A 26,212-nucleotide genomic window follows, 5' to 3' on the forward strand; every position below is an offset into this window, starting at 1 on the left:
CCGTAAGGTGTGGTTCATGACCTCCACTGAAGTGCCTGACGACAAACTGACGTTCGATGAGTGCTGGGAGTTGCTGGCTGACGAAACGCTGGGGCGGATCGCCGTCATCGTGGATGACCATCCGGAGATCTTCCCCGTGAATTTTGTGCTTGACCGCCGCAGCCTCGTGTTCCGCACCGCCGGAGTCACCAAGCTCTGGGCCGCGCTGACGGAGAAGCCGGCGGCCCTGGAAGTTGACGGCTATGACCCGCATACCGAAACCGCCTGGAGCGTGGTGGTCCGCGGCGACATCGACGTGATCGAGGACCCGCAGGAAAAGGCCACTGTGGACGCCCTCAACCTGGAGCCGTGGCACCCAGGCGCCAAAAACCACTACGTCCGGCTCACCCCGCAGGCCCTGACCGGGCGCCGTTTCAAGGTCAACAAACCGGACGTCTGGAACACGAGGTTGTCCGACCGCCGTCGCGCTTCTTTCGAGTAGCCCCAGGGCGGGCCAGCAAGCGTGGCCGGCCGTGCCATCCGTCAGGGTGTTGCGGGGACCCCCCGGTACAGGTGTGCCTCAAGCCCGGACAGCAGGATGGTGATTCCCTGGTCGAGTTCCGCCTCGCCGTCGTAATCAGCCAGTACCGGCGCCAGTGCCCGGAGCCGGGGGAAGTCCTTGGCCGGCAGCCGGTGCAGCCCAAGCCGCAGCAGGGCTTCGTTTTCCTCCGGGTCCACAATGTATTCCTGGAGCTCGTTGAGGATGTGGCCGTAAAGGAAGCCGTAGTAAGCCCGGTACACGTGCAAGGCATCCGTGGGGGCGAAGCCGGCGTCAATGAGCAGCGCCAGGATCTGTTCCAGGGGCCGCACGGTACCCAGCGGCCGCATGCCCAGTGGCGTGGACAGCGGCCTTGTCACCAGCAAGGGAATGACGTTGGGGTGGCGGAGCGCCAGTAGCCGCAGGTCGTGGGCGATGCGGCGGAGCTGGGCCTTCCAGTCGGGATCGCTCGGGAAGATGGCCAGCTCATTGAGCACCAGTTCCGATACCCCGTCCAGCAGTGCGGCACGGTTCTCGGCGTAGCGGTAGAGGCTCATCGGATCACGTTCAAGCACCTGCCCCAGCCTGCGCATGGTGAGCGCGTCGAGGCCTTCGTCATCCACGAGTTCCAGCGCTGCTGACAGCACCAGCTCCCTGGTGAGCCGTGGTTTTTGGCTGGCCATTTCATATCTCCGAGTTCTTCGGGCGGACGTGGCATTCCGTCCTATGTGGTCGGGCCCCCGCCTGGTGACGGAAAATCAAGACGCTTGCCTAATCCGTAGTCTACGCGTAAAGTCTACATCGTAGAGCAAGTGTTTGCCACGGGTTTCAGACAAGGGACCGTGTTGCCGGCCAGACAAGCCAGCCAAGCCACCCTCTCAGCCTGCCCGGCCCCTCATCCAGGCACGAAAAACCCCTGAACGCCCGAGTGCACGGCGTTGAGGCCTGCGCTGCTGTAGCCGAACGGCGGCACCGAATGCACCCAGCGAAAGAGAAGCCAACCATGGCACATTCGCAGTTCGACACATTCCTCCACGAAGCCACTACCTGCGACCGCGATTCTGATTTCGCGCTCGCCCGCGATCCCCTGTACGGCCTTTACACAAGCTGGTGCTTCATCAACCAGCGGGCGCCCCGCGCCGAAACCACCTTTTGGGCTGCCATGGCACGCCGGCTCGACCCCGACCACAATGGACTGCGCATGAAGGGCCCGGCAGCTACCGACTACATCCTGACCAGCTACCCCGGCCTGGTCTGAGCCGGATGGAGAAACCATCCTGCACCTACCTGCCCCGCGACTCGCTTCAGCCGCGGGGAGGACGTCCGTGGTGCGCCGCCTGTGACACCGATTCGTACCTGGCGGTGGACTCAGTGGTGGTCCTGGATGCGCGCAGGAATACCCTGGCTGCGGCCGTCAGCTGTTCGCAGTGCCGGGGCTCCCGCGTCCTGGCAACCACCTCGGAACTCATAGCCGCCGTGCTGGCAAGGGCGCCACACCTGGCTGCTTCATGAACACGCGCACCACAGTCGCCGCCGCGGCTTAACAGCATCCATCCCGCCGGCATCCCGCGGTCCCGAGTAAGCGGGCGCAGGCAACCGGCTGGCTGACGCACAAGAAGGGCCGGGGTCACCCCGGCCCTTCTGCGTTCCATCCCCGAAATTATTGACGCGGGCTATTTCCCTGAGGCGGCGGGATACGCCGCGTCAACCTCCACTTCAACCAGCCAGCCGTTCACCGGCAGGTTCTCGATCTCCAGCGCGAACCGCGACGGCCTGGCCGGGTTCACCACAAACGGATCGGCAGCCGGGGCCGTGCCCAGCGAGACCTGGACCGGCGCGCCGTCGGCAAGGCTGGTATTAGCGAAGTACTGCCGGTACGCGCGGTTCCAGCCGTCAAAGTCGGCCTTCTCAGCACCCGCAGCATTCTGGAGGAAGACGCGCATGGTGATGACGTCGTCGTAATCCAGCCCCGCCTGGGCGAGGTTCTCACCAATGCGGCGCAGGGCATTGATGCCCTGCGCCTCCGTCACGGTCACGCCCGCGGGCAGCACCCCGCCCGGAAAAACGGCCGTGTCGATGTACCGCTGCTCGCTGCCCGCGGGCGCTGCGGTGTTCAAGGCCGAGGGACCGAGGCCGCTGGTCTTGTAGATGGCCGTGTTGGCCCCAATGGCCACCCCTGAAGCGATCATCGGGTTGTCCTGGCCGGCCGGGAGGTTGGAGACGGTGGTTCCCGGTTTGGGCGAGGTGAGGTCCTGGAAGACTGCCGGCCCGGCAAAAGCGGCGGTGGCAGTGAGGCAAAGGCCGGCTACGCCGGCGGCGATCAGGGAAGTGCGGCGGATCATCGGCTTCTTTCCGGGACTCGGGGAATTGCTGGTGTGGTGTTCCTGCAGCTGGCTCAACCGGCCACCGCCGCTGCCACCCGGGTGTGCAGGGCGGTGACGGCCGCGCGGGCGGAGGTCATGGCCCCGTGCTGCCAGGCGATGGCGTGGCTCAGGTGGTCACCGGCGAAGTAGATGTTGCCGGTGGGTTCCAGCAGCTTGGCGTATTTGGCGTCGGTCTGGGATGGCCAGCCAACCCACGCGCCTTCCGAGAACGCCGTGCTTTTCCAGTCAACGGAGAACGACGCCGCAACGTCCTTCCGGTATACGTCACCATGGATCCGTGCGCCCTGGTCGAGGGCGCGGCTGAGCCGTTTTTCGGGCGGCAGTGCCTGGTAGATGCGGGCACTGGCGCCGGTGTTGTAGTAGCCAACCATGGTGCCGCGCTGGCCGTGGAAACCGGTGGACGGGTACCACATGTTGCCCAGGTCGATGTTGGTGTTGGTGATGCCGCCATAGATGCGGTGGTCCTCTTCCCACCACCGGCGCGAGTACTCGATGCCGATCTTGCCTGCGTCGCTGGGGGTGGCGAACTTCAGGGCGTCGATAACATCGGCGGGCAGGTTGCCCGGGATCTTGGCGGCAAGGTGCGGCGGCAGCGTGCAGACCGCGAAATCGGCCTGCAGGGTCTTGGTCTGGCCGCCCGGGTTGGTGTAATCCACCGAAACGCCCGCGGCGGTGTTGTTCAGCGACTGAACCTTGGCGCCGTAGACAATCTTGTCCTTCCCGATGGCGGCTTCGAAGGCATAAGGGATCCGGTCCATCCCGCCCACTGGCTGGAACATCATCATGGCCTGGTCCCAGCCGAATTCGAACGAGAAGTAGTTGCCCACGCCGCTGGCGAACACGTCGGACAGGGCGTCAGGCGCCAACGGTGTGCCCGCCTCCAGGCCGGCGCCCGGCGCGACGGAGTAGCCTTTCCTGCCGCTGCCCGAGTATTTGAAACTGGCAGCGGCGTCACCCGGGACCTTGGCACCGATGGCGCCGAAATTGCCCAGGAAGGAGATGAGGTTTTCCTTGTCCGCGGGGCTCAGGTAGCTGTCCAGGGAACCCTGGTCGGTGGCCTTCGCCAGCAGTTCGGAGACATACCCGTAGACGTCCGCCTTGGCCGCACGGTGCCGGATCGGAGTGTTGGACAGCTTGGTGCTGCCTTCGCGGAACAGGTAGCCGTCGGCGTTCTGGTTCGTGAAGGGCTCGATGGCGACGCCGAGCTCCTTGCAGTAGTCCAGGGTGATGTGGTGCTGCGGAATCCGGCCCGGCCCGGCATTCATGTACTGGTCCTTCGTGAACGTCGCCCGCTGCGTGATTCCGTTGAGGTCCGTCTCCTCCGTACCGCCGCGGACCGTCCAGTTGCGCCCGCCCGGCCTCATCCGGGCTTCCAGGATGGTCACTTTGTAGCCCGCCTTGCCCAATTCATAGGCGGTGGTGAGCCCGGCGATGCCTCCACCCAGTACCACCACCGACTTCCCCGCCCCGTTCAGGTCGCCTGCCCGCGGAGCGGCGAACGCCGGCGTCGCCGAATCCGGCGCAAGGCCCATGGCCTCCATGGTCTGGTACATCACACCGGCGCCACCCACCATGCCCACGTAGCGGAGGAAATTCCTGCGAGTCGCACTTGCCATGTTGTTTTCCCTTTTCTGTCGGACGTTACGAAAGGGAGCGTATTGAGTGAATGTTTCGTCAAATGGCGTGACAATTTCGTGGCCGTAGCGCTCATATTTCGGTAAAGTAAACAGCCTTTACGCTGGGTAAACGCGAACCCCGCGTCCCGTTCCACGCCGCCGGCGCCCATGGCATGCTGGAAGAAACGGCAACCGGACGTGCCCCCAAGGGGTCCGGGCACCGCCGCCACCACCGAAAGGCAGCATCATGGGCAACGACGCCACGGTCAACACTTCCCCGGCCAGCGGGGACCGCACCGCCGTCATCCTCGGCGGGGCCCGCACGCCGTTCGGCCGGTTCCGCGGCAGCCTCGCCTCCCTGACCAGCAGTGAACTGGGTGCCCACGCAATCCGCCAAGCGCTGGAACGCAGCGGTGTGGCACCGGCGCAGGTGCAGGCCGTGATCGTGGGGCAGGTCATCCAGGCAGGAGCCGGCCAGGGACCGGCGCGGCAGGCCAGCCTCGCAGCGGGCATCGGCTGGGATGTCCCCACCGTCACCATCAACAAGCTCTGCCTCTCCGGGCTGACCGCCGTGATCGACGCGGCCCGGATGATCCGTGCCGGTGAAGCGGACTTCATCGTGGCCGCCGGCCAGGAATCCATGACCAACGCCCCGCACTTGCTGCCGCGGCTGCGTTCCGGCGTGGCCATCGGCGATGCACCCCTGCTGGATTCGCTGAACCATGACGGGCTGCAGGATCCCGTGTCCGGGGTCCTGATGGGCGCCGCCACGGATGCGGGCAACGCGGAGCGCGGCATCAGCCGGGCGGAACAGGACCAGGTGGCTGCCCGGTCGCACCAGCGCGCCGAAGCAGCCCGGGACGCTGGGCTGCTGGCTGAGGAGATCGCGCCCCTTGAGGTTCCCCAGCGCCGCGGCCCGGCACTGACTGTGGATGCTGATGAGGGGATCAGGCCGGGTACGACGGCGGAGGCACTGGCGGCGCTCAAGCCCGCCTTCTCCACGGCGGACTCAGCCACCATCACCGCGGGTTCCGCTTCCCCCCTCTCCGACGGCGCAGCCGCCGTCGTGGTGGCCAGCAAGGCAGCCGCCGAGCGGGCAGGGCTGAGCTGGATTGCCGAGATCTGCAGCCACGGCCAGACGGCCGGGCCGGACGGTTCGCTGCATTCCCAGCCGTCCCGCGCCATCGAAAAAGCCCTCCGTGCGGAAGGGATTTCCGTGGCGGACCTGGACCTCGTGGAAATCAATGAGGCCTTCGCCTCGGTGATCGTCCAGTCTGCCCGGGACCTCGGCATTTCGGCCGAGAAGATCAATGCCGAGGGCGGGGCCATCGCACTGGGCCACCCGGTGGGGGCCTCCGGCGCGCGGCTGGTGCTGCACCAGGCCTTGGCCCTGAAACGGCGCGGCGGCGGCACCGGCGTCGTCGCGCTGTGCGGTGGCGGCGGCCAGGGCGAAGCGCTGATCCTCAGGGCATGAGGCCGCCTTACGGCTACTGCCCGGGTGGCATGCCCGGGCTTAAATCGCGCGGCTCAGGTGGGGATGATCCCGAACAGGATGCGCTTTTTCACCATCAGCCACAGGACCCCCAGGACCCCAGCGTAGGCTGCCGTGTTGATGAGGATGTCGCCCTGCCGCAGCAGCGGAATGTTCGCGATGACGGCGATCAGCACCACGTGCAGGATAAAGACGTACAGCGTGGCCTGCCCCAGGGGGATGAGGAACCAGCCCAGGGCCCGCTCCACCGGCTTCCAGTAGGCACTGAGGAAGGCGTACGCGGTGACCACCAGCACCAGCACATTGAGCAGGCGGCCCGGGTCCAGGTAGGTCCGGCCAAAGAAGGTGTCGTACATGGCCCGGTACGCGGTGTCCGGGATGACGGCCAGGCGCAGGTCAAACCCGTTGGCCAGGTAGGGGTTGCACCAGGACAGGAAGGTCAACGCCACAGCCAGCACCGTGCAGGCTGCCACCACCCAGGCGTGCGCGGACAGCCACGCGGCGATCCGGTGGCGGTGGAAGCCTGCCACCAGGCCGATGACAAAAAGAACCTGCCACACCAGCAGCGGGAAGGAGTCCTCGAACTGGGACGGCAGCAGCCGGAACCGGGTGGCCGCGCCCACGGCGTAGACGCCGAGCGTGGCCGCCAGCACCCATACGGCCTTGCCCCGGTTGAGAGCTGCGAGGATCAGCGGGCTGGCCAGCAGCAGGACCACGTAGAGGCCCATGACGTTGAACTGCCACGGGCCAAACTGCAGCAGCACGATGGCGGGAAGGACCTGGGCGGGAACCGGGAACTGCAGCAGCGTCTCCATTCCGGCGTACAGGTCATAGGTCCGGCCCACGGCGTTGTGCCCGGCGCCGCCCGTCCCCTGGTCCACGTAGGTGGTCAGGGCGTCGGTCTGGAAAAACGGCAGCAGTGACAGGAGGAAAACACCTACCAGCACCACCAGGGCCGTCAGATAGAGTTTGCCCGCCCGCCGGGTTGTCAGGTCCACCACCTTGCCGAAATCGTCCTTGACCCGGGGGCCGTAGACCATGCCGACCACCAGGCCGGAGAACAGGACAAACAGCTCCGCCCCGGAGACAAACCCGACGGCCTCCTGGGTGAGCAGCTGGAACAGGGAGGTCATGCCGAGATGGTTGACCACCACAAACACGATGGCGAGGCCCCGCAGGAAGTCGATGCGTGAGTCGCGCTTGGTCGGTTCGCCGTATCCCCAGGAGGCCACCGCGCCCACCCGCCGCGGGAGTTGCCACAGCGCCACCAGGAGGATGGCCATGGCGGCGGCCACAGTCCACGCAGCGGCTCCGGCCAGGGAGTTGGCCCGGGTGGCCAACTGGCCCCCGCTGACGGCCGTCACCGGCCCGGTGGCCAGGCCGGATTGCGCCAGCGCCGCGCGCGCGGCCTCAGCTGTCCCGGCGTCGCCGGTCAGCCGCCAGTCGATGCTGGCCACACCGGTGTCCCGCGTGCTGGTCCGTTCGTCCCACACGACGGCGGCGATCCGGTCAAAACGCATGGATGTGCTTGCTTGGAGGACCTGCTCCCACCAGGAAGTCTTGATGTCCCGGTTCGCAGCGCCACCGGAGGCCGGGCTGTAGAAGGCCGAGGTCTGCAGGACCATGGGCTTGTTCCGGCCAACGACATAGGAGGCGTAGAAATCCTCGCTGCCGGACTGCGTGAGCATGGTGGCCAGCTCACCGGCCACGGGAAGCGTGTTGACCGCCGATTTGCCGCCGGTGTCATCGTGGTAGGCGGTGAGCCCCACCCATTCCACGGCGTCGTCGCCGGGGTAATAGGGCGCGTAGGCGGCATCTGAGCCGTTCCAGGTTCCGTCACCGTTCGTGTCCAGGGCGGCGAAGCCCTCGGATCCCGGAGCCGGGGCACTCCGGTGGCGTTCAAAAGGGTAGTCCCGCCCGAGGTACGGCTGCCACACCATCACCGTGCCGGCGTCGTCAGCTGCTTTGAACGCTGCGGCGACGTTCCGGAACGCGGCTTGATAGGGGGCTGGCTGCTGCCCCCAGTCCAGCCAGCTTGAGTTCATGTCCGGGGCGAACCGGATCAGCAGCGCACCCTGGAACCCTGCCGCCAAATCCTGGACCCGGGCTGCGAACGCTGCGGCGCCGTCAGCGTCCACCTGTTCCAGCGGCACGGTGGGGCGCACCGTGAGCATGGCATGGGAACCCAGCCCTGCCGCCTGCCCCAGGAACTCCCTGATGTCCTGGTCCTCGCCGGACCTGCTGGGGAGCGAAATGTCGTGTCCCAGCAGCGCGGGTGAGGCTCCCAGCCGTTCAGCGAAGCCCTGCCCGGAGTCCTCGCCCCATTCCAGGACGGCACCCAGCAAGGGCTTGCCCTTGTCGGGAACAGGCTCGGCGGCAACTGCGGAGCCTGCCGGGATCAGGATGAGCAGCACGAGCAGGGCCGCCAGGAGCGCTGCCGCCAACGGACGAAGACGGGCCGCAGCCGCTCGTTTCGTCGAAGGCTGGGATTCGGCGGCTATTGGCATGCTGGTGTTGACCCCCCCAGGACGGCTGCGCTTTAGTGGTGGTGCCCGGCACCCGTGCCAAACTCTACGGTCTCCGCCTCCCATCCGGGATACCCCGTCCTGACATTCCCCCTGTTCAGCCCGCTATCAGGTCCCCGCACCGGCCACGATCACCAGCGGCACCGACCGCTCGGCACACGAGACCAGGACAAGGGTCTGGGGGCCGGCGCCGGCCCGGTTGTTGACTCCGGTGTCGTCACACCAGTCCAGGTTGTACGGATACGCCATCACGGCGGCCTCTCCCGGAGCCGTCGCAGGCGGGACGGTGAACACAAAAGTGAAGCCGCCGTCGTCAGTCATGGGAGCGAGCTCCTCCAGCAGCACCGCCCGTGCCGCATCCCGGACTGTCACCTGCACCTGCGCGTCCCGGCCGTACCGGGCACCGCAGGTGGCGTCCGGGGCGCTGACCGTGACCTGGTCGCCGGGTTCCACTTCCGAGGGGGTCGCGGTGTACGCGGGCGGCATGCACGGCGACGGCGCGAAGACGTCCCGGCAACCGCCCAGACCCAGGGCCACGGCGGCCACCGCGAGGATTGCCACGGCTGCCCTCAGACCCGCAAATGCGGCCGGTTCCCGCCCTGAGTTCCCCATGGATTGATTGTCCCGTCCGGTTGCCGGCGGTGGAAGCACGTGTTGGTTACGGAACATGACGACGGCGGCGGTGCGGCCAGGCGGGCCAAGTGTTACGTTTTTGGGGAGTAATGAGAACCGGCGCCAAGCCCTGACTGGCCGGTCGGCAACCCTCCCTTTCGCGGCGGGGTGCCTCAGGTGAATACTCGGCATATCGACCGATTCGAGCTGCAAGCGTGAGAGAAGGAGATCCGTCGTGTCTGACGCACCTGCCCCTGAGGAAAGACTGTCGTACCGGCTTATTACAGGCCCGGACGACCGCAATTTCTGTGAGCGGATTTCCACCGCCCTTGCCGAGGGCTACGTGCTGCACGGCAGCCCCGCCGCCACGTTCAACGGCACGGGCGTGATTGTGGCGCAGGCACTGATCCTCCCTGCGGCCATCGCCACGGCGGACGCCGCCGTCGCCACAGCAGTGGAAGACCTTGAGTTCGACGGCGAGGGCCACGCGTGAGCTACGCCGGAGACCTGACCCCGCAGGAAGCCTGGGCCAAGCTGGAGCAGGGCGCCATCCTGGTGGATGTCCGCACCGAGGGTGAGTGGGCGCACATCGGCATCCCGGACACCAAGGCCACTGAGAACGATCCCCTGTTCATCCAGTGGACGTTCCCCGGCGGCATTCCCAACCCGGATTTCATCACGGACCTCACGCAGCAGGCACCGGAGGACAATGGCGCCGAACTGCTGTTCATCTGCCGATCCGGCCAGCGTTCCATCGCCGCCGCCAATGCTGCCACGCAGGCCGGCTTCACCTCCTACAACGTCCTGGAGGGCTTCGAAGGCGAGCCGGACCGCTACGGCGAGCGCACCGTCAACGGCTGGAAGAACCGCGGCCTGCCAACCAACCTGGGAAAGAACTAAGTGACTTTTAACGAAGATGCCGCCGGCTGGAGCCCTGACACCCAGGCAGTCCGCGGCGGGCTGGACCGCACCAACTTCCAGGAGACCACCGAGCCGGTGTTCCTGAACTCCGGGTTCGTCTACGAATCCGCTGCCGCCGCCGAGCGCGCCTTCACCGGCGAGGACGAACGCTTCGTCTACTCCCGGTACGGCAACCCGTCCGTGGCCACGTTCCAGGAACGCCTCCGCCTGCTCGAGGGAACCGAGGCATGCTTCGCGACGGCGTCCGGCATGTCCGCCGTGTTCACCGCCCTCGGCGCCCTGCTCGCCGCCGGCGACCGTGTGGTTGCCGCCCGTTCGCTGTTCGGTTCCTGCTTTGTGATCCTGAACGAGATCCTGCCGCGCTGGGGCGTGGAGACGGTTTTCGTCGACGGAACTGACCTGGAGCAGTGGCGCGCCGCCCTGTCGGAGCCCACCACCGCGGTGTTCTTCGAGTCGCCGTCCAACCCGATGCAGGAAATCGTGGACATCGCCGCGGTCAGCGAACTGGCGCACGCCGCCGGGGCCACCGTCGTCGTCGACAATGTCTTTGCCACTCCCCTGCTGCAGCGCTGCGGGCAGCTCGGCGCGGACGTCATTGTCTACTCCGGCACCAAGCACATCGACGGCCAGGGCCGGGTCATGGGCGGGGCCATCCTGGGCACCAAGGAATTCATCGACGGCCCGGTCAAGCAGCTGATGCGCCACACAGGCCCTTCGCTGTCCGCCTTCAACGCCTGGGTGCTCACCAAGGGCCTGGAAACCATGGCGCTGCGCGTCAACCACTCTTCCGCCACCGCGCTGCGGCTGGCCGAATGGCTCGAACAGCAGCCTGCCGTCAGCTGGGTCAAGTACCCGCTGCTGAAATCGCACCCGCAGTACGAGCTCGCCGCCAAGCAGATGAAGGCCGGCGGCACCGTCCTCACGCTGGAGCTTGCGACGACGGCCGGGCGCTCCGGCAAGGACGCCGCCTTTGCGCTGCTGGACGCGCTGCGGATCATCGACATCTCCAACAACCTGGGCGACGCCAAGTCCCTCATCACCCACCCGGCCACCACCACGCACCGCGCCATGGGTCCCGAAGGCCGCGCCGCCATCGGGCTCAGCGACGGCGTGGTGCGGCTGTCCGTGGGCCTGGAGGACGCGGACGACCTCATCGGCGACCTGGAGCAGGCACTCAAGCAGATCTGATTGGCGCGAACTGGCAGATAATGACCTATAACTCGCGTTTTGAGGGGATTATCTGCACGTTCGCGCGTGGGCTGGGCGGTGACTCTATGACATCACGCCGGGACTGGGGCAGGCTGCTTTCCAACATCCCGTTGCCGGAGCAGAACCTGGCGGGAATCGCCGCGGGCTTGGTCCTGCAGCGGGTTGTCCCACGCCGGCTCGTAAAAGCGTCCGGGCCGCCGTCGGTTCTTCTGCGCCTGGCCGGAGGAGCATCGCTGGCTGCCGGGGGGACCCTCATCACGTGGGCATGGCTCGCCGCCCGGGACACGCGCCTGGCCACTCCCGATGCCCTGGTGACCTCGGGCCCCTATGGCCTCTCCCGGAACCCCATGTACGTGGGCTGGGCACTGGTTCACCTTGGCGTGGGGCTGCTGCGGAATGATGCCTGGACGACGGCGGCCCTTCCGGTCGTGTCCGCGGAGGTGCACCGTGAAGTACTCCGGGAGGAGGCTCTGCTGGAGGCTACCTTCCCGGCGGCGTTCAGCCGGTACCGTCAGTCCGTGCCCCGGTATGTGCCGCATCTTCGTGCTGGATTTCCAGCCGCACTGCCACTTCGTCCCCGGCGCTGATGCGGGCCGCGGTCCTGACGGCCTTCTTGACGGGCAGCAGGTAGGAACCGCTCTTGCTGTCCGGGAAGACCGACGTCTGCCACATGTGGCCGGCGATTTCGGCGGTGACTTTGATCGAGCCGAAGCCCTTCCGGAACGCTGCTGTTTCCTCGCGGAGATCGTCGGCCACATCCGCCGGGAGGGTCAGGAAGTGCCAGCCCGCTTCTTCGGGATAGAGCCACAATTCGGCGCGGAACGAGTACGACGACGTCACGGCCTGAGTATGGCATGGCGCCTTTCCCGGCGCATCCCCCGCCGTGGCCGGGTCAGGCGCGGCACGTCAGGATCCAGGCTGGCGAAGCTGACGGGACGCCGTCTGCCGGACCGCGGCGGAGAGCTGGTTGAGCACCGGGGAATCAATCTTCCACCGTTGCCAGAACAGCGACACGTCCACAGGATCGGCCGGTGCCAGCCCAACGAGCGCCCCGTTCCGGATGTCGGCCAGGCACTGCTGCTCCGGCAACAGTCCCCACCCGAGTCCCAGACGGATGGCCTGGGCGAACTCGGCCGACGACGGGACGTAGTTCCGCGGAGCGGTCAGTTCCGCCCCGGTCAGCTTGCGGAAAAATCCGCCCTGCAGCTCATCCTTGCGGTCAAAATTCATGACGGGGGCACGGCTGCCGGCAGTGAGGTCCGGCCCGTCCGGCCACCAGTGGCGGACGTAGCCGGGGCTGGCCACGGCGTAGTACCTCAGGGCACCCAGTGATTCCACGCTGCAGCCCTGGACCGGCTCAGGGTTTGCGGTCACGGCGGCCATCACGGTTCCGCTGCGCAGGAGCTGCGCGGAATGCTGTTCATCCTCAATGCGCAGTTCAAACCAGGCGCCCGCGTCCGGGGGAAGGCTTTCCAGCGCCGGCAGGAACCACGTGGACAGTGAGTCTGCGTTCACCACCAGGGGAATCGGAGCAGTTGGCCCGTCCCCGCCGTCGCCGAGCTCCCGCAGAGCATCCCACTCCAGCTGCCGGACCTGCCGCGCGAACCGCAGGACCGCTTCCCCGGCAGGGGTAGGACGGACGGGGTTGGTGCGCTGCAGCAGGATCAGTCCGGCGGCATCCTCCATTGCCTTCAACCGCTGGGACACGGCCGACGGCGTGACGATGAGGCTCCGGGCCGCCGCCTCGAACGTGCCTTCATCCACGACCGCAGCGAACGTCCGCAGCTGCTCAAACTGGAAGGTCTTCATTAGCTTTCCTTAATAGTCGTAAGAATAATTAGCTGGAGTAATCCTACGGTCCGCCCTACGTTGGAGGATATGGATCTGACGCACTTCCTCGCCCCCACCCTGCTCGGCTTCGGCACGGGGCTGGCGCTCATCGTGGCCATCGGCAGCCAGAACGCCTTTGTGCTCCGGCAGGGCATCCGCGGCGAGCATGTGGCCGCCGTCGTGCTGGTCTGCAGCGTCTCCGATGGGCTTCTGATCGCCGCCGGCATCGCCGGAATCGGGGCACTGATTGAGGCGAACCCGGTGGTGGTGGAGGTGGCCCGCTACGCCGGCGCGGCGTTCCTGGTGGGTTATGGCGTTATGGCGGCCCGGCGGGCCATCCACCCGGGGGCGCTAACGGCCTCGGGACACCAGAAAGCCCTCCGTGCGGGGGCAGCGGTTTCCACGATGCTTGCCCTGACCTGGCTCAACCCGCACGTCTATCTGGACACCGTCCTGCTGCTCGGTTCGTTGGCCAACCAGCAGGCGCAGGACCTGCGGTGGTGGTTCGGGGGCGGGGCCATGGCCTCCAGCATCGTATGGTTCAGTGCGCTCGGGTTCGGCGCACGGATCCTGCGTCCGTTCTTCGCGCGGCCCTCGTCCTGGCGTCTCCTCGACGGCCTGATCGCCGTCGTGATGCTGGCGCTGGGACTGCGGCTGGCGGTGGGTGCCTGAGGCCGGAACGTGGCGGTCTACTGCCCGTTGACCGTGGCGGCACTGCGGCGTAACTTCATGGTCACCACCGCGATGGTGCTGGGCCACCGCATCCGCCGGACAGGGAGCCAGCCATGCAGGGACAACAGGCGATGCAACGGAAGAGGCCGTATCGGAACGCCGGAGCGGTCATCGTTGCGGCGAGTACCTGCTGGGGTGTGGGGATTTCCTTTGTGGGGATGGTGCATGCCACCAAGGACCCGGCCACCAGGCTGGCGATGCTCCAGCGCAGCCGCGGGCCCTGGATCGCAGGCCAGTTCCTGGCGGCGGCCGGCACCGCGGCCGTTCCGGTCGGATTCGTCCGGTTCGCGCAGGCCCTCAGGCCCGGCCCCGCGAAAACCATGGCCAGTGGCGCGGCAGCAGCCCTGGTTGCAGGCGCACCGCTGTTCGTCGTTTCCCTCGCGAACCGCGCCTCGGACCTGGAGAGGTTCGCCTGCCGGCGGGGCGCCAACTGGCCGTTCCTGACGTATTCGGGACTGCACGTCGGCGCCCTTGCGGCTCTTGGGGCCGGCCTCCTGCTGCTGCCGCTGAAGCCGTGGACCGGCATCACGGCAGTTACGGGCGCCACCGCTTTCGGCGCCATCCTGGCAGGGGCGAAGGACATCCCGCCGTTCGTCTTCTACCTTGTGGAGGGCGCAGTGGGTGCCCAGCTGATGCGCTACGAAGAACCGGTCGTTCCCACCGACGCCGGGCTGGACACCGACGCCCTCCTGGTTGCCCTCCCCTTGGCGCGAACAGGCAGATAATGCCCCCAAAACGCGAAAAACAGGGCATTATCTGCCAGTTCGCGCAGGGTTTTGCGGCGGGAGGAACTTAGGCCGGCAAGCGGACTTAGGACTGGCGCACCCGCAGCAGTTCGGGGGCCTCATCAACCTCAGGCAGCCCGGAGGTTCCGCGCATCGTGACGCCCACCGCGTGGGACACAACGGCCCCCAGCCCGCCGTCGTCGGGCGCTGATTTTTCCATGGTCGAGTCCCGGACCCGGCGCTGCTCCACCGAGCCGGTGCCGCGGGCAATGATGTCCTCAACGCCCTGCCGGGCCAGTGCCAGTTCGTCCTGTTCGGCGAGGACCGGAGCCAGGTAATCCACCAGGGAACGCGCCACATCCACCGCCGGCGCGGGCCGGAAGGTGCCGAAATCCAGCAGTTCACCGCTCAGGCCGCTGCTGCTCGCCTGCCACGCGGCCATCCGGAGCAGGACTGTCGGCACCGGGGCGGGGTCCACGCCGTCGCGCCATTCCCGGCTGGCCGATTCGACCATCGCCCGCACCAGGACCGCGATCAGGGCGGCGTCCTCCGCGCGCAGGCAGACATCGGCCACCCGGACCTCAACGGTGGGGTGGTTCCGTGACAGCCTGGCATCGAAGTAGAGCATGCCCTCGTCGAGCATCACGCCGCTGTCCAGCAGGCGCGTCACCACGCGCCGGTAGGCAGAATAGGTGCCGTAAATGCCGGACGGGCCGGACGTGGGCCAGCGGTTCCAGGCCTGCGTGCGGTAACTCTCGAATCCCGTGGGCATGCCGTTCCAGAACGGCGAGTTGGCGCTCAGGGCGGTGAGGACGGCGAGCTTGTCGCGGATCCGGTCCAGCACGGCCACGCCCTCATCCTTCGACTCGATGTAGGTGTGGACGTGGAAACCGCACGTCAGCTGCTCCTGCGCCGTCAGGCCGAACCGCTCCAGCATCCGCGCGTAGCGGGGATCCGGGGTGGTGTGCGTCGTGGAACCGAGCGGTGAGGTTGCCAGGGCGGCTACCCTGGCGCCGTTCTTAAGCGCTGCCTGGTCGGCGAGCAGCCGCCCGGCACGGATCTGCGGCAGCAGCTCTGAGTATTCAAGGCAGGGACGGGTCTGCGTCTCGATCTGCTCAAGCTTCAGCTCGGCACTCAAGCCCATCTCGTCGTCGTACGCGGTCTTGTTTTTGGTGTCCGGCGCATGCGGATCCTCCGGGGCGTCATCGGCGGCGAGCCGCCGGCCGGACAGCAGGGCGTCCGCCAGGGCAAGGGGAGCCCCGGTTTCCGGATCAACGATCAGGAGCTCTTCCTCGACGCCGAATGTTCGCATGCTTATATTGTGCTTCAACGCCCGCCGGGTTGGCCGGGTTACTGCCGATCATGACGAAGCGCGAACCGGCAGATATCACCCTTAAATCCGTGTGGAAGGGTCATCATCTGCCAGTTCGCGCCGGGCGGCGGGGCCGCAAATGTACGTTCGCGCTAGTCCTGGAAGTACTCGATCTTCGCGCCGATGGTGTTCAGCCGCTCGGCCAGGTCCTCGTAGCCGCGCTCGATCACGTAGATGTTCCGCAGCTCCGAGACACCGCGGGCCGCGAGCATGGCCAGCAGCAGGCAGGCGGCCGGGCGGAGGGCCGGCGGGCAGCCCACCTCGGCCGCACGCCACTTGGTGGGGCCCTTGACGTAGATCCGGTGCGGGTCCAGCAGCTGCACCTGCGCGCCCAGCCTGTTCAGCTCCGTCAGGTAGATGGCCCGGTTCTCGTAGACCCAGTCGTGGATCATGGTCTGGCCGTCGGCGTTGGCCGCGATCACCGCGAAGAACGGCAGGTTGTCGATGTTCAGGCCCGGGAACGGCATCGGGTGGATCTTGTCCTCCGGCGCCCGCAACTCGGACGGCTTGGTGGTCACATCCACCAGCCGGGTGCGGCCGTTGCGCGCCATGTACTCCCCGGAAACCTCCAGCTGCTGGCCCATCTGCTCCAGCGTCGCCAGCTCAATTTCCATGAACTCGATGGGGACCCGGCGGATGGTCACCTCAGAGTTCGTGACGATGCCGGCCGTAATCAGGCTCATCGCCTCGATGGGGTCCTCGGACGGGAAATACTCAATGTCGACGTCGATGAGCGGCTGCCCGGTGATCTTCAGCGTGGTGGTGCCCACGCCGTCGATCTTCACCCCGAGCATCTCCAGGTAGAAGCAGAGGTCCTGGACCATGTAGTTGGGGCTCGCGTTGCGGATGATCGTTGTGCCGCGGCGGTGGGCGGCTGCCATGATGGCGTTCTCGGTGACGGTGTCGCCGCGTTCGGTCAGGACGAAGGAGCGGTCGAGGTCGTCCGCCAGTGGCGCCTGCACGGCGTAGAAACCGGCGGTCGCCTCCACCGAGAGTCCGAACTGGCGCAGTGCCTGCATGTGCGGCTCCACCGTGCGGGTGCCCAGGTCGCAGCCGCCCGCATACGGGAGCCGGTATTCGGCGGACTCGTCCAGGAGCGGGCCAAGGAGCATGATGACGCTGCGCGTGCGGCGGGCGGCCTCCACATCCATGGCATCCAGGTCCAGGACTGCCGGCCGGCGGAGCTGGAGGTCGGTGTCATTGAGCCAGGTGCATTCGACGCCGATGCTGGTCAGCACCTCCACGATCCGGTTGACTTCCTCGATCCGTGCCAGCCGGCGCAGGACTGTGGTGCCGCGGTTGATCAGGCTGGCGCAGAGCAGCGCGACGCCGGCGTTCTTACTGCTGTTCACATCCACCGCCCCGGACAGCGTGCGCCCGCCCTCGACCCGCAGATGGGTCATCTGGGATGTGCCCACCTTGACGATGCTGTGTCCGAAAATCGTTTCCAGCCGCTGGATCATTTTCAGGCTCAGGTTCTGCTTCCCCTGTTCCATCCGTGCGACGGCGCTCTGGCTGGTTCCGAGCTCGGCGGCCAGCTGCCCCTGGGTCCAGCCCTTCTGGCTGCGGGCATCCCGGAGTGTGGCGGCAACATGTTCGGCGGTTTCCTGAGTCATACCAAAAAAATATCACGCATGAGTTATTTTGTGGGCATTTCAGGACGCGCAACGCGCCGAATCTCACACATTACCCACTTCATGCGATATGCCCACGCCCTTGGCCGGTTTCCTTGACCCGCGCCAAGGACGCGGAGGACACTGAAAGAGCGGCCCGCCGGGCTGCCAGAGAGGTCACCCATGCACAAGGCCGCGACGCGAACGGGGCTCGCGGCCGCCTGCGCGCTGTGGCTGACGGTCCTCGCCCTGGTGTTCGCACCGCCGGCCGCCGCAGCACCCTCGCCAGGAGACGGTGCCCCGTTGCTGTTGGGAAACGACGTGTCCTGGCCGCAGTGCAACAGGGCACTTCCCAAAGGCGCGGCGTTCGGCATTGTGGGCGTCAACAACGGCCTGGCCAACACCACCAACCCGTGCCTGAAGGAACAGCTGGCATGGGCCGCGACCACGGCAGGGCTCACCGGCCAGCCACAGGTCGCGTTGTACGTCAATACCGCCAATCCGGGGACGGCCGGCTCGTGGTGGCCCACCAACGACAAATATCCGGCCGGGACTGCTGTCCACAATCCCTACGGGCCGTGCACAGCGGGCGATGTGGGCGCCGCGTGCTCGTACATGTACGGCTACGCCAAGGCCTACGATGACGCCAACATCCGCGGAGTCCGCGACCCCGCCGGCTATCTCTGGTGGCTGGACGTGGAAACCGGCAACTCCTGGTCCGTCACTGACAAGACCGCCAACCGTGCGGTCCTTGAAGGCATGACCGAGTTCTTCCACAGCATCGAGGCCGGCGTCGGCATCTATTCCACCGGATACCAGTGGGGACAGATCGTGGGCACTGTCAGCAGCACGAGCAACCTGTACACGCTGCCCAGCTGGCTTGCAGGCGCCCGCACCGCAACAGGGGCGAAGGCCATGTGTTCCAATGCCCCGCTCACCGCCGGCGGCAAGGTCACGCTGACGCAGGTCGTGTCCAGGGGATTCGACTACGACTACTCCTGCATCTAAACGCCTGAATCGCCCGGAACCACGCTGAGCCACCCGGAAACACACGGGCGCCTTACTTGCCGATGGCAGCCTTGCTCTCGCTGATCCACTGTTCGGCGGCCTTCTCCGGCGTCAGCCGCTTAAAGAGCACCTCGGTGTTGATCCGGGCGGTGATCTCCGCGACCGCCGTCGAGCCGGTGGGGCCAATGAAGGTGGGCGCAAATTTCAGCTTCCCGATCTCGTCAACGTAGGCGGCTTCCGCCTTGCCCTGCGGCGTCAGGAGATCCTGGATGGCCGCCCGCATCTCCGGGTTGCTGGGCACGCCGCGGTCGCTCTGGACCACCTTGGCGGCTTCTTCATTGTTGACCAGGAAGCTGACCAGTTTGGCGGCGGCTTCGGTGTGCTTGCTGCGGGCGGAAATCGTGTAGAACTGCGAGGACTGCAGCCAGATTCCGGGCGTGGGAGACTCGCCCGGCAGCCTGAGGAGCTGGAGTTCGGCGCCGGATGCCTTGCTGAGTGCCGTCAGCGAGTTGCTCCAGGTCAGCATCATGGCGGCCTGTCCCATGCCCATGAGGGTCTGTTCGGTGCTGACATTGAGCTTTTCCACGGTTTCCGAGGCGCTCGGCGCCGCACGCGTAGCACTCAGGTCCAGGGAGTAGTCAAAGTAGTCACGCACTGTGTCCTGCTCCAGCCCCAGCTGGCCGTCCTTGGTGTAGAGGGATTCGCCGCGCTGGCGTGCGAAGGCGTCCAGGGAGTCGTGGGTCAGGACGGTCGCGGTGCCGTAGGTGCCCTGGGGGCTCTTGGCGGTCACGTCCGCGGCGACCCGGGTAAAGTCTTCCCACGTCCAGGTGCTGTCATCCGGCACCGGCACCCCGGCGGCCCGGAACACGGCCGGGTTCGCCACGATGGAGAGCGCGTTGGCGCCGGTGGAGACGCCGTATTGCCTGCCGTCCACCTGTCCGTTCTGCAGGGCACCTTCATCGAAGCCGGACAGATCCAGCGGGCCGTCAACCTTGGCGAGGTCCAACAGCGCCCCACGGTTGGCGTATTCGGCCGGGTAGGCGCCGCCCATGGTGATGACATCCGGCGCGTCATTGGCCGCCACCTGGGTGGCGAGCTTGTCGAAGTAGCCGCCGATATCCCCGTACTCCGGCTTGACCTTGATGGTGGGATTTTCAGCTTCGAAGGCCTTGATGGCTTTGTTGGTCAACTCTGCCCGGGTGGCGTTGCCCCACCACGAGAACCGGATTTCGACGGGGCCGGACTCTGCCTGGTTCGGGGCGGCGTTGGAGCAGGCCGTGAGGCCAAAGAGGGCCACCGCCGTCAGAACAGCTAAGGATTTGCGGGCTCTGCGGATGTTGCTACGCGCCATTGGGTACACGACCTTCTGCTTAGAAACCGATTTCCCGAAACTATCAAGATGTTTCAGGAAGATCAATGGTTGCTGTGCAGAGGTTCCGCAGCAGAGGTTCCGGCGCACGGACGCCTGACCGCAGGACTAGCCGCCGACGAAACTCCAGGTCCCGGCCCACATCGCCGCGGCCACCGCGGCGGCGGCCATCAGCGCCCCGCCGGCCAGGACCCACACGTCGAGCCGGCTGTAGGTGGATTCACGCGCCCAGGTCCGGTCCCCGCCGCCGAAACCTCGCGCCTCCATGGTGACCGCCAGCCGCGACGCCCGGCGGATGGCCTGGACCAGGAGCCCGAAGCTCTGGCCCAGCGTGGCCTTGAGCCGCTGCAGCGGATTGCCGCGCGAACCCACGCCGCGGGCGCGGCGTGCCATTCCGATGGTCTGCCATTCCTCGGCCATCAGGCCAACGAGCCGCATGGCCGCGAGCGTGCCCAGCACAAACCGGTGCGACAGCCGCGCCTTCTGCGCCAGCGCGTCTGCGAGGTCCGTGGGATCCGTGCAGCTCATGAGCAGGACGGCCGGCAGCGCGATCGCCAGGCCGCGCAGCATAAAGCCCAGCCCCAGCTCCAGCGAGCCTTCGCTCATGGACCAGATCCCGACGTCGAGCAGGGTCTTTCCGCTGTCCGGCGCCAGGATGGAGGTGCTCCAGCCGCCCACTGCGGCGGCGAGGATCAGCGGCCAGCCGCGCTGCCACAGCAGTGTCAGGGTCAGTCCGGCCAGCGGGAACAGCAGCAGTTCGCAGACTAGCGCTACAGAAGCGGACACCCAGTCGATGGAGAGCGCCAGCACTACGGTCATAAAAACGACGGCGGCGAACTTGCTCAGCGGATTGGCCCGGGTGAGCAGGGCCCTGTTTCCCGCGAGGGTGAGTTCCTGCCTCATGGGGCCACCGCCTCGGTGGTGCCGAGCCGGAGCTCGGCGCCACCCAGGACCGCGCTGAATTCGGCGTCGTGCGTCACGGACACCACGGCGGTGCCGGCGTCGAGCAGTTCGGAAAGGAAGGAGGCCAGCTCGGCCCAGGTGTTGGCGTCCTGGCCGAAGGTCGGCTCGTCCAGGACCAGCACCTGCGGATGCGCGGCGAGAACGGTGGCCACGGACAGCCGCCGCTTCTCACCGCCGGAGAGTGTGTACGGGTTGGCGTCCACGAGCTCGGTCAGCCGGAGCCGCTCGAGGAGTTCGTCCACGCGTTCCTCACCGTGGCCCACATGGCGCGGCCCGAACATCAGCTCGTCAAGGACGTTGCCCGTGACAAACTGGTGCTCCGGTTCCTGGAAGACGGTTCCAATCCGGGCGATCAGCTGCTCGGCCTTCCACTTGCAGGGGTCGATGCCGGCCCCCCGGCTCAGATCCACGGTGGCCGAAACATTTCCCTCGACCGGCGCCAGCAGGCCGGCGAGGGTCAGCGCAAACGTGGACTTGCCGGCGCCGTTGGGGCCGGTGACGGTGAGGGCCTGCCCGGCCCGGACCTGCGCCGAAATGTCCTGCTGGACGGGCACCGGCGGGACGGTTTTGAAGCGCCGGCGGCGAGGCCGTTCGCGCGAAACGGCCAGGTCCTCGGCGGCCAGGAGGAGGTCGCCGGTGCCGCTGGACGTCCGGTTGCGGGTGGCGGGGACAAAGCCCGGCACCCACACGCCGGCGGCGATCAGCATGGCGCGGGCCTCGGCCAGGACCTGGTCCGGCGGCCCGTCGAGCAGCACCGCGGGATCGGCCGCGGAGCCGGGCTGCAGCACCACGATCCTGTCCACCAGGTCCTTCCAGACGGACACCCGGTGCTCCACCACCACAAGCGTGGCCCCGGTCTTGTCCAGGCAGCGGCCCACCGCGTCCCGGACTTCGAGGACGCCGATGGGGTCCAGGTTGGCGGTGGGCTCGTCCAGCAGGATCAGGCCCGGCCGCATCGCCAGGATCCCCGCCAGCGCCAGGCGCTGCTTCTGCCCGCCGGAAAGGGCCGACGTCGGGTGGTCCAGCGGCAGGTGGGCGAGTCCGACGTCGTCAAGCGCCTCGTGCACGCGCGTCCAGATTTCGTCGCGGGGCACGGCGAGGTTCTCGGCACCGAAGGCGACGTCGTCGCCCACCCGGGAGAGGACCACCTGTGTTTCGGGGTCCTGCTGCATCAGGCCGGCGCGGCCGCGCCGTTCACGCGGGGACGCGCCGTCGATCAGCAGCGAACCGGACTCGTCCGAATCGCCGGCCTCGCCGTCGTCGTTCACGTCCCCCAGCACCCCGGCGAGGGCGTGCAGCAGCGTGGACTTGCCGGCGCCTGACGGGCCAAGCAGGAGCACGCGCTCCCCGGGCCGGATGTCCAGGTCGAGGGCGCGGACCGCGGGCCGGGACCGGCCGGCATGCCGCCAGCCCCAGCCGCGGGCCGTGACGGCGGCGGGCCGCACCGCAGCGGAGGCGGGGCGGTCGTGAGCTGCGGGCATCAGGAGAAGACGGGCTCCGTCGCTGCCTTGCGGGACGCGAAGGAACTCAGCACGCCGGTCCTGGCCAGGCCGCGGGTGGCGACCCAGGACAGGGCTCCGGCGATGACCGCACCGGAGATGGCGGTGAACACGATGTACGCGAGCTTGTCACCGCCGGCGTAGGCGATGTTCCAGCCCCAGGGGGCGAAGGAGTCGTTCAGGCCGCAGAAGAGTCCGGCAGCGGCGCCGGCCAGCAGCGACACGGGCAGGTTGAACTTCTTGTAGACGAAGACCGCGAAGATGATTTCGGCTCCGAGGCCCTGGACGAAGCCGGAGAACAGCACGGACGCGCCGTACGGCGAGCCCATGATCAGTTCACCCATGGCGGCCACCGTTTCGCAGAAGAGGGCGGCGCCCGGCTTGCGGATGACAAGCATGCCCAGCACGGCCGGGATCATCCAGCCGCCGGCGATGAGGCCGGTCAGCGGCGGGTAGACGGCGTTCATGGGCGGCGAAACGGCGGCGGCGCCCTGGGACCAGGCCCAGAAGATCACGCCGCCGGCGATGGCGATGAGGGCGGCCACCACGATGTCCACGATGCGCCAGGTGTTGCCGGTCTTTTTGATTGCTGCAGTGCTCATGTGATCCTCCTGAGGAACAGGAGGGGAAAGTGCCCCGGCGATCGGCTGGACGCCGGCTGCCGCACACTTCGAGAACTCGACTCCCTTGCGCCGGTACTAGCCGGATCAGGTTCGAGGGTCTGCGGCTGTCCCGCACTCTCAGCGCCCACCTGCGGTTCCCTGGCAATGCCAGTGATGCCCGACGGCGGCGCTCCCCTGTCGTTGAATAATCTGCCCTGTTGGGCGTGGTCCAGTTTACACCGCAGGGGCGGTAGATTGTGGGCCATGACTGCCAATATCCCGACTGTGACTGCCTTCAATCCCGATTCGACCGTGCCCCAGCCGGCAGGCCTGCTCGAGGCCCTGATCGCCCGGATCGAAGCGGAGATCACCGAGCTGCAGTTCCCGCATTTCACGAAGGACGATTCCCTCAATCTGGGGCTGCTGCTGGTGGAGCTGGGAAAGACGCGCCGGCTTCCCATCGCGATCGACATCACCAAGGGCGACCAGGTGCTTTTCCATGTCGCCCTGGACGGCGCGACCCCGGATAACGAGCGCTGGATCCGGGCCAAGCAGCGGACCGCGGCCAGGTATGAGGTGCCGTCGCTGCTGGTGGGCCTCCGCGGCCGGCTGCATGGCGGCCGGATCGAGGACCACGGCTGGTTCGACGAAACCACCTACGCCCCGCACGGCGGCTCGTTCCCGGTTTATGTGGCCGGCGTGGGCGCTGTGGCCACCGTCACCGTCTCGGGACTGCCGCAGCAGCAGGACCACGACCTCGTGGTGGAGGCGCTGCATGAAATCCTGGGTTCCATGCGCGCGGAGTGAGCCGCCAGGCCTAACTTCCTGACCACGGAGGTTGACACCTGCTCCGGATGCCACAAGGATTGAACCGCTTCGGAAAGCGTTTTCTCGCCTGAGGAACACACTTGTGGAAGCAGCAGTCAGAGCCGACAGCCTCAGGAGGGCGTGCCCATGCACAGCCAGCACACCATCGACCGCGAAGCACTCGTCCGCCGCCACAACGTGGAGCAGCGAAGCCTTGATCCGCGCAGCCCCGTGTCCGTGGGAAACGGCGAGTTCAGCTTCACGGTGGACCTCACGGGGCTGCAGACCCTCCCGGCCGAGTACCCCGTGGGAGCGCGCAGCGAACTTCCGCCCGGGACGCTGCTCGGCACGCAGTCCCAATGGGGCTGGCACTCCATTCCCGCGGCGGAGCAGTACAGCCTGGCCGGGTCCACGGTCCTCTACGACTCTCCCCGCGGCCCGGTCCCCTACGTCGACATGGTGGGCGACATCGTGGACGGGCGTGAAACCGAGTCCTCCCGCGCTGAAACCTGGCTCCGGGCCAACCCGCACCGCCTGGACCTGGGCCGGATCGGGTTCGCGTGGGCGGACGCGGATGCGGACCAGACGGCGGGCGGGGCGCGGCCGCTCGCGCCGGCAGACGTCGTCGACCCCGTCCAGACCCTCGACCTCTGGACCGGGACAGTCACCAGCACGTTCAGCCTCCGGAGCCATCCGGTCAGGGTCACCACCGCCTGCCATCCGGACCGTGACCAGGTGGGCCTCATCGTGGAATCCCCGGCCCTTCAGGACGGCCTGGTGGTCACCTTCGCTTTTCCTTACGGTTCCGAGGCGTGGCACGACGCCGCAGACTGGAACCGGCCCGAGGCCCACACCACCAGCCTGGCGGGACCCGCCAGGACCGGGGATGGCCAACAGCAGTGGACCGTGGACCGCGGCCTGGACGGATCCGGGTACCAGGTCACGGTGTCCGGGCAGGACCTCCGCCTGCACCAGTCCGGCCCGCACGAACTGGTGCTTCAACCAGCAGGCGGACAGGACCTCCTGGACCTGGCGGTCCAGTTCACCAGCACCGGCCAGGGCGACTGCGTCCTGCGCGGCGCCGGCGGGCTCCCCGAGCCGGCCACCGGAACCGCCGTCATCGAGGCCTCCCGCGCCCACTGGCCGGAATTCTGGCAGTCCGGCGGCGCCGTCGAACTCCACGGCACACCGGACCCCCGCGCGGCGGAACTCGAGCGCAGGATTGTCCTCTCCCAGTACCTCACGGCGATCAACTGCGCCGGCTCGCTGCCACCGCAGGAAACAGGGCTGGTCTGCAATTCCTGGCGCGGCCGTTTCCACCTGGAGATGCACTGGTGGCACGCCGCGCACTTTGCGCACTGGAACCGCACGGAACTGCTGCTTCCCAGCCTCCGCTGGTACGGGACCATCCTGGAAGCGGCGCGGCAGACGGCCAAGGCGCAGGGGTTCGACGGCGTCCGCTGGCCAAAGCAGGTAGGCCCGGACGGGCGCGAGAGCCCCAGCCCGATCGGCACCTTCCTGATCTGGCAGCAGCCGCACCCGATCCACTTGGCCGAGGTTGCCTACCGGGCCGAACCGTCCCGGGAACTGCTGGAGGAATTCGCGGAGATCGTCTTCGAGACTGCCACGTTCATGGCCAGCTTCGCGCACCCCACCGCCCGCGGATTCGAGCTCGGGCCGCCCCTGATCCCCGCGCAGGAAAGTTATGAGTCCGTCCGCGGCACGGTCACCAACCCCACCTTCGAACTCGCGTACTGGCAGTGGGCCCTCCGCACCGCCAACAGCTGGCGCGAACGCCTGGGCCTGGAGCTGCGGGCGGACTGGAAGGCCGTTGCGGACGGCATGGTCCGCCCGCGGACCGTCAACGGCGTCTACGCGGCGATCGACGTCGAGCCCTTCACCATCCGCACGGACCACCCCTCCATGCTGTGTGCGCTGGGGGTGCTGCCGCAGACAGATCTCATCGACCCGGAGACCATGCGCGCCACGCTCGCCGATGTCCTCGCCGACTGGGACTGGGACAGCACCTGGGGCTGGGACTACCCGGTGATGGCCATGACCGCCGCCCGGCTCGAAGACCCGGAGACCGCCGTCGACGCCCTCCTGCAACGTGCCGGGAAGAACGCCGCCCTGCCCAACGGACACAACCGGCAGACGGATTCCCTCCCCCTCTACCTGCCGGGAAACGGTGGGCTGCTGGCCGTCGTCGCCCTGATGGCGGCGGGCTGGGACGGCGGGCCGGACCGGCACGCCCCCGGCTTCCCGGCCGGCTGGACGGTTGCGTGGGAGGGCCTGGTACAGGCGCCATAGGCTGCCGCCGCGGGGTGGGCGTGGCTTGTCCGCAGGGCAGCCCTGGTGCTGTCGGCCGGCCCGGCTGATGGCGCTAGGCTAGGGGAAGTCCTGAATTTGAGACGCA

Annotated in this window: 26 protein-coding genes and 2 riboswitches; of the genes, 13 read left to right on the forward strand and 13 right to left on the reverse strand. The window is 67.5% G+C overall.

The features are described from left to right. Nucleotides 1-16 precede the first annotated feature (16 nt). Nucleotides 17-481, forward strand: a complete 465-nt coding sequence (locus EYS21_RS17860) for a pyridoxamine 5'-phosphate oxidase family protein (protein ID WP_131134575.1) — start codon at nucleotides 17-19, stop codon at nucleotides 479-481. A 41-nt stretch (nucleotides 482-522) separates the two neighbouring features. On the opposite strand, the gene EYS21_RS17865 is transcribed toward EYS21_RS17860, so the two are convergent. After that, nucleotides 523-1,200 carry a TetR/AcrR family transcriptional regulator C-terminal domain-containing protein gene (locus EYS21_RS17865; RefSeq protein ID WP_131134576.1) on the reverse strand — a complete coding sequence of 226 codons (678 nt, stop codon included), beginning with the start codon at nucleotides 1,198-1,200 and terminating at the stop codon, nucleotides 523-525. Between the two features lie 320 nt (nucleotides 1,201-1,520). On the opposite strand from EYS21_RS17865, the gene EYS21_RS17870 reads away from it, so the two are divergent. Continuing rightward, on the forward strand, nucleotides 1,521-1,775 hold the full coding sequence (locus tag EYS21_RS17870) for a hypothetical protein (RefSeq protein ID WP_131134577.1): 255 nt from the start codon (nucleotides 1,521-1,523) through the stop codon (nucleotides 1,773-1,775). A gap of 5 nt (nucleotides 1,776-1,780) precedes the next feature. Next, a complete protein-coding gene (locus EYS21_RS17875; RefSeq protein ID WP_131134578.1) occupies nucleotides 1,781-2,029 on the forward strand; it encodes a hypothetical protein in 249 nt (82 codons plus the stop codon). A gap of 161 nt (nucleotides 2,030-2,190) precedes the next feature. On the opposite strand, the gene EYS21_RS17880 is transcribed toward EYS21_RS17875, so the two are convergent. Then, complete coding sequence (locus EYS21_RS17880; RefSeq protein WP_242633483.1) at nucleotides 2,191-2,916, reverse strand: Rid family hydrolase; 726 nt, start codon at nucleotides 2,914-2,916, stop codon at nucleotides 2,191-2,193. Next, nucleotides 2,913-4,517, reverse strand: a complete 1,605-nt coding sequence (locus EYS21_RS17885) for a flavin monoamine oxidase family protein (protein WP_131134579.1) — start codon at nucleotides 4,515-4,517, stop codon at nucleotides 2,913-2,915. The genes EYS21_RS17880 and EYS21_RS17885 overlap by 4 nt, the downstream gene beginning before the upstream one ends. Before the next feature lie 247 nt (nucleotides 4,518-4,764). Between EYS21_RS17885 and EYS21_RS17890 the strand changes: the two genes are divergently transcribed. Further along, entirely contained in the window at nucleotides 4,765-5,991 is a 1,227-nt protein-coding gene (locus EYS21_RS17890) for an acetyl-CoA C-acyltransferase (protein ID WP_131134580.1), read from the forward strand. A 53-nt stretch (nucleotides 5,992-6,044) separates the two neighbouring features. Here EYS21_RS17890 and opgC read toward each other — a convergent pair whose 3' ends face one another. Next, nucleotides 6,045-8,516 carry an OpgC domain-containing protein gene (gene opgC, locus EYS21_RS17895; RefSeq protein ID WP_131134581.1) on the reverse strand — a complete coding sequence of 824 codons (2,472 nt, stop codon included), beginning with the start codon at nucleotides 8,514-8,516 and terminating at the stop codon, nucleotides 6,045-6,047. A gap of 126 nt (nucleotides 8,517-8,642) precedes the next feature. Beyond that, nucleotides 8,643-9,146 (reverse strand): hypothetical protein, encoded by a 504-nt coding sequence (locus tag EYS21_RS17900; RefSeq protein WP_242633484.1) that lies wholly within the window; start codon nucleotides 9,144-9,146, stop codon nucleotides 8,643-8,645. Between the two features lie 106 nt (nucleotides 9,147-9,252). Beyond that, a riboswitch (SAM riboswitch) is annotated at nucleotides 9,253-9,368 on the forward strand. Between the two features lie 13 nt (nucleotides 9,369-9,381). Between EYS21_RS17900 and EYS21_RS17905 the strand changes: the two genes are divergently transcribed. From EYS21_RS17905 to EYS21_RS17920, 4 genes are all read left to right on the forward strand, one after another. Beyond that, nucleotides 9,382-9,639 carry a DUF1737 domain-containing protein gene (locus EYS21_RS17905; protein WP_131134582.1) on the forward strand — a complete coding sequence of 86 codons (258 nt, stop codon included), beginning with the start codon at nucleotides 9,382-9,384 and terminating at the stop codon, nucleotides 9,637-9,639. Next, complete coding sequence (locus EYS21_RS17910; RefSeq protein ID WP_131134583.1) at nucleotides 9,636-10,046, forward strand: rhodanese-like domain-containing protein; 411 nt, start codon at nucleotides 9,636-9,638, stop codon at nucleotides 10,044-10,046. The genes EYS21_RS17905 and EYS21_RS17910 overlap by 4 nt, the downstream gene beginning before the upstream one ends. Continuing rightward, nucleotides 10,047-11,255: an O-succinylhomoserine sulfhydrylase gene (locus EYS21_RS17915; protein WP_131134584.1), complete on the forward strand. Its 1,209-nt coding sequence runs from the start codon at nucleotides 10,047-10,049 to the stop codon at nucleotides 11,253-11,255. It begins immediately after the preceding gene. Nucleotides 11,256-11,341: 86 nt separating this feature from the next. Continuing rightward, nucleotides 11,342-11,863, forward strand: a complete 522-nt coding sequence (locus tag EYS21_RS17920) for an isoprenylcysteine carboxylmethyltransferase family protein (protein ID WP_131134585.1) — start codon at nucleotides 11,342-11,344, stop codon at nucleotides 11,861-11,863. Here EYS21_RS17920 and EYS21_RS17925 read toward each other — a convergent pair. Both EYS21_RS17925 and EYS21_RS17930 read right to left on the reverse strand, forming a co-directional pair. Next, nucleotides 11,775-12,116, reverse strand: coding sequence for a DUF1905 domain-containing protein (locus EYS21_RS17925; protein ID WP_131134586.1), 342 nt, complete (start codon nucleotides 12,114-12,116; stop codon nucleotides 11,775-11,777). The genes EYS21_RS17920 and EYS21_RS17925 overlap by 89 nt on opposite strands. 66 nt (nucleotides 12,117-12,182) lie before the next feature. Further along, nucleotides 12,183-13,085, reverse strand: coding sequence for a LysR family transcriptional regulator ArgP (locus EYS21_RS17930; protein WP_131134587.1), 903 nt, complete (start codon nucleotides 13,083-13,085; stop codon nucleotides 12,183-12,185). A 69-nt stretch (nucleotides 13,086-13,154) separates the two neighbouring features. Here EYS21_RS17930 and EYS21_RS17935 point away from each other — a divergent pair, with 69 nt between their 5' ends. Both EYS21_RS17935 and EYS21_RS17940 read left to right on the forward strand, forming a co-directional pair. After that, nucleotides 13,155-13,778, forward strand: a complete 624-nt coding sequence (locus EYS21_RS17935) for a LysE/ArgO family amino acid transporter (RefSeq protein ID WP_131134588.1) — start codon at nucleotides 13,155-13,157, stop codon at nucleotides 13,776-13,778. A gap of 113 nt (nucleotides 13,779-13,891) precedes the next feature. Next, complete coding sequence (locus tag EYS21_RS17940; RefSeq protein WP_242633485.1) at nucleotides 13,892-14,563, forward strand: hypothetical protein; 672 nt, start codon at nucleotides 13,892-13,894, stop codon at nucleotides 14,561-14,563. Between the two features lie 85 nt (nucleotides 14,564-14,648). On the opposite strand, the gene EYS21_RS17945 is transcribed toward EYS21_RS17940, so the two are convergent. Further along, nucleotides 14,649-15,875 (reverse strand): glutamate--cysteine ligase, encoded by a 1,227-nt coding sequence (locus EYS21_RS17945; protein WP_131134589.1) that lies wholly within the window; start codon nucleotides 15,873-15,875, stop codon nucleotides 14,649-14,651. A gap of 152 nt (nucleotides 15,876-16,027) precedes the next feature. Continuing rightward, nucleotides 16,028-17,551 (reverse strand): UDP-N-acetylglucosamine 1-carboxyvinyltransferase, encoded by a 1,524-nt coding sequence (locus EYS21_RS17950; protein WP_131134590.1) that lies wholly within the window; start codon nucleotides 17,549-17,551, stop codon nucleotides 16,028-16,030. A 180-nt stretch (nucleotides 17,552-17,731) separates the two neighbouring features. Here EYS21_RS17950 and EYS21_RS17955 point away from each other — a divergent pair, with 180 nt between their 5' ends. Further along, nucleotides 17,732-18,556: a hypothetical protein gene (locus EYS21_RS17955; RefSeq protein ID WP_242633486.1), complete on the forward strand. Its 825-nt coding sequence runs from the start codon at nucleotides 17,732-17,734 to the stop codon at nucleotides 18,554-18,556. Between the two features lie 52 nt (nucleotides 18,557-18,608). Here the strand turns inward: EYS21_RS17955 and EYS21_RS17960 are convergent, their stop codons facing one another. The 4 genes from EYS21_RS17960 to EYS21_RS17975 form a co-directional block, all read right to left on the reverse strand. Then, entirely contained in the window at nucleotides 18,609-19,907 is a 1,299-nt protein-coding gene (locus EYS21_RS17960; RefSeq protein ID WP_131134591.1) for a sugar ABC transporter substrate-binding protein, read from the reverse strand. A 126-nt stretch (nucleotides 19,908-20,033) separates the two neighbouring features. Beyond that, entirely contained in the window at nucleotides 20,034-20,828 is a 795-nt protein-coding gene (locus tag EYS21_RS17965; protein WP_131134592.1) for an energy-coupling factor transporter transmembrane component T, read from the reverse strand. Next, nucleotides 20,825-22,369, reverse strand: a complete 1,545-nt coding sequence (locus tag EYS21_RS17970) for an ABC transporter ATP-binding protein (RefSeq protein WP_131134593.1) — start codon at nucleotides 22,367-22,369, stop codon at nucleotides 20,825-20,827. The genes EYS21_RS17965 and EYS21_RS17970 overlap by 4 nt, the downstream gene beginning before the upstream one ends. Next, a complete protein-coding gene (locus EYS21_RS17975) occupies nucleotides 22,369-22,989 on the reverse strand; it encodes an ECF transporter S component (RefSeq protein WP_131134594.1) in 621 nt (206 codons plus the stop codon). Before EYS21_RS17975 ends, EYS21_RS17970 begins: the two co-directional genes overlap by 1 nt. Before the next feature lie 64 nt (nucleotides 22,990-23,053). Beyond that, a riboswitch (TPP riboswitch) is annotated at nucleotides 23,054-23,196 on the reverse strand. Nucleotides 23,197-23,253: 57 nt separating this feature from the next. On the opposite strand from EYS21_RS17975, the gene EYS21_RS17980 reads away from it, so the two are divergent. Continuing rightward, nucleotides 23,254-23,796 (forward strand): heme-degrading domain-containing protein, encoded by a 543-nt coding sequence (locus EYS21_RS17980; protein ID WP_131134595.1) that lies wholly within the window; start codon nucleotides 23,254-23,256, stop codon nucleotides 23,794-23,796. Between the two features lie 147 nt (nucleotides 23,797-23,943). Beyond that, on the forward strand, nucleotides 23,944-26,106 hold the full coding sequence (locus EYS21_RS17985; protein WP_131134596.1) for a hypothetical protein: 2,163 nt from the start codon (nucleotides 23,944-23,946) through the stop codon (nucleotides 26,104-26,106). Nucleotides 26,107-26,212: the final 106 nt, after the last annotated feature.

This window comes from Arthrobacter sp. S39 (genome assembly GCF_004320525.1).
Lineage (GTDB): Bacteria > Actinomycetota > Actinomycetes > Actinomycetales > Micrococcaceae > Arthrobacter.